The sequence below is a fragment of the Syntrophorhabdus sp. genome (assembly GCA_012719415.1).
Lineage (GTDB): Bacteria > Desulfobacterota > Syntrophorhabdia > Syntrophorhabdales > Syntrophorhabdaceae > Delta-02.
In genome coordinates this window covers 1-2761 of record JAAYAK010000045.1, presented here as the reverse complement: position 1 = coordinate 2761, position 2761 = coordinate 1, and the positions used below count along the sequence as shown (strand labels likewise).

At 58.7% G+C, this 2761-nt stretch carries 4 protein-coding genes and 1 pseudogene; all 5 read right to left on the bottom strand.

What is annotated here, in order from left to right:
• Positions 1–342: hypothetical protein (locus GXX82_02855; protein ID NLT21966.1), on the bottom strand; the 342-nt coding region annotated here is incomplete at its 3' end.
• A 290-nt stretch (positions 343–632) separates the two neighbouring features.
• On the bottom strand, positions 633–1319 hold the full coding sequence (locus tag GXX82_02850) for a hypothetical protein (protein NLT21965.1): 687 nt from the start codon (positions 1317–1319) through the stop codon (positions 633–635).
• A gap of 151 nt (positions 1320–1470) precedes the next feature.
• Positions 1471–1803, bottom strand: a complete 333-nt coding sequence (locus GXX82_02845; GenBank protein NLT21964.1) for a hypothetical protein — start codon at positions 1801–1803, stop codon at positions 1471–1473.
• Between the two features lie 186 nt (positions 1804–1989).
• Positions 1990–2226: pseudogene (locus GXX82_02840) on the bottom strand (hypothetical protein).
• Positions 2227–2252: 26 nt separating this feature from the next.
• The coding region (locus GXX82_02835; GenBank protein NLT21963.1) for a hypothetical protein at positions 2253–2761 on the bottom strand (509 nt) is incomplete at its 5' end.

Below are 2761 nucleotides of genomic sequence, written 5' to 3'. Positions count from 1 at the left end.
GCCGGCCGATGGGACCGGGCTGAAGTAGGCGGGATCGGCCACGGTCACGTGCGCCGTAGGGCCTGACGGCAGGCCCGGTGCCGCCACGTATCCGGCATCCGGGAACGTCACGTTCTCCCCGAGCAGGATCATGCCCGGGTGCCGGATCAGGTCTTCGGGGCCCGGGCGCTCCGGCTCTTTGACAATCACTGGCTTGCTGTACATCGACATATCCCGGGGCTCGACCCAGTGATCGAAGGTATCAAGCCAGTTCGTGCTCTCCCCTCCGGCAGAAGGGGCCGGAGCAGCGATGGAAGCCGTCGGAACGAAGATCACCATAATGAGCGCCAATATCGGTAACATTTTGATCCCCTGCATACCCGATCACCCGGTGTTTACCATTGGTTGAGGGAGAGCTCAGCGTTCTTCTATAAACGATTTATGTGACGCGCGTCTACACGTCGGACCTGACAGATAGGTTTCACGCCCAAAGGCGATGGTTTCAGGCCGGAAACCGGGGGCACGCCGACGATAAAGAATACGGCCCGGGAACCGGATCATTTTCGGCTTCTTCGGGATCTCAGGCCGCCAATCCCTGTGATGGGTCGAATGTCCGGGGTAGTGGCGCCATGATCCGGCGACGCTTCCGGTGTTCATGTACAGGGTGCAAGCGGCCTTGCGCCACGAAGCGAGTAGCTCTGGAGCATAAGGTCCTTTATGGCAGCAGCGTGATCGGGAAGAACGGCCGGCCCGTCCACCCCATAGTAGACGAAGAAGTAATCGTCGTGCTCTGAAGATAGTGGTTTTTCAACAACGACGAAGTACCCGGATGACTCTTCGCTTTCAAACCTCGTTACGGCAATGGAACCAAAGGTCGATCCGCTCTGTGATACATCAGGCTCTTCGGAGAGGATCACCTCAGCGGAAACGACATTCCCCGATGCCCGGAGGTGGCTGCAGAGGTCCGTCTCCGCCTGCAAAAGGTCTGTGTTATCGCCAAAGTACCAGTTGACGACCGTATACCGATCACCCGAGCCGGTGTCGGTATACATCGCATGGCTGCAGTGCCGGGAGAGGGGCGGGAAGAGGGACGGGCACCCTTCTTCGATATCGCCGGACAGGATGATATCCCCACCGATCGTTCTATTTGCGACGACGGAGCCGTTCTCCACATACCCGTACCGGGGCTGGGGGATGTACCATTTTTGCAGGGCTTCGGGGGGAGGATACCCGGGGCCGACTGCGAGGAGGTCAAAGAGGAGGAGGGCACCGAAAGCACCGACGGCTATCAGGAGGAGAATGAATGCGATTTTGCCCGTTATGTCGCGTTTCAGGAACATTATCCGGATCTTCGTTCATAAAGGGGGATGCCAGGGCCTCACCCAAGTTGCTATAGACCGTATCAGTAATGAGTATCGCATGAGATGCATTCCCTCTTCTCCGGTGACCACAGAACACACAACCCTCCCGATCCTGCAGAGCTTGCCACACTTACGGTGCATCCTTCCCGCGATACGTTCGGATGAGATAGTACCCCACCGAGAGCACGATCGCGGCTCCCAAGCCACAACCGAGAAGCACGGGGTCATAGAACACGCTGAACGCACTTCTAGATCCGTGATACGTCGTCGTATCTCCTACTTCGGGCTGCTCGAGCACGAGTTGCCGGGCATTCTCCAGATCTGCCGGCGATGCCTCACCGGTTGTCGGATCGATCTGCACATCTTCACCCGGCTCCGTGGCGGCATGTGCTATACCGTTGCCGGCCAGGATGAAGAGCAGCAGGGCAATGCAGATCAACCTTCCTCGACCAATGGTATTCATGATTCACCTGTCTCCAATCGATGTTCAAATGCCGATTCCGCTATCGACGATGAAGACGTCAACGCTCTTCTATATACCTTTTCTGTGCCGCACATCTACACGTCTGGTCCGTCCGATCGATTTCGAGCCCAAAACAACCGCAATGTGCCCGGAACCGGGGCCGCGCGGGGGAGTTCCCCGCATCTATCAAGAAGTGGCCGGATGGGCCGGATATGAATCGGCCAGATCACGGAGTTTCCCCCGGTCACGCGAAGCGTCCCAGACCCCGCAACCATCCCCCAGCCGCATGAAGGTCATGTTCTCCGGCCGGTCCTCGAGATCCAGAAAGAAGACCGCTTCGTCTGCAACGATCTCCCGTGGCGACCCATCGATGATATAACTCGTCTCGAATGTTGTTGGAACCGGGAAATGCATCGCGACATAGATGCCGCTCCAGGCCGGGAGGATCGTCACACATCCTCCTGCCGCTTTCGGGCGCTTGCGATCTGCCGGAGCGGAACGAGAATCCCGATGACCGGGAGCAGGACGTCGAGCCCGAGCATATATGCCCAGACCTCGATAGTCGGGAAGAACGAGCCGTGCACCTGGAGCAGAACGAAGGAGACGGTGCCGAACCAGGAGAGGATCAGCAGCGGCAGGCAGAAGACGACCACGGCGAGCCAGGCGTACTCCCGCACCGGGATGCTCCCCCCGGTGAAGAACGGCCGAAAGAACCAGACGAAGAGAGCGGCGGTGATGAGGGCCGCGAGAATAGAGATCTCCCATACGATGAAACTGAGCCAGCGGAACGGGACCAGCATGGAGAGGAGAACGATGACGAAGGCAATCAGGGCATACTCTCTGGTCGTGATCCGCCCCCGGTCCCGGCCGGTGAGGCGGGGCCAGGCGTACCAGAGAAAGAGAACAACGGCAAATGTGCCGAGAAGGAAGAGATAGACCGGACCCAGGGAAACTACGG

What these genes read in the sequence shown, in the direction of transcription:
- GXX82_02850 (NLT21965.1), bottom strand. Translation starts at nt 1,319, where the DNA reads ATGTTCCTGAAACGCGACATAACGGGCAAAATCGCATTCATTCTCCTC.
- GXX82_02845 (NLT21964.1), bottom strand. Translation starts at nt 1,803, where the DNA reads ATGAATACCATTGGTCGAGGAAGGTTGATCTGCATTGCCCTGCTGCTC.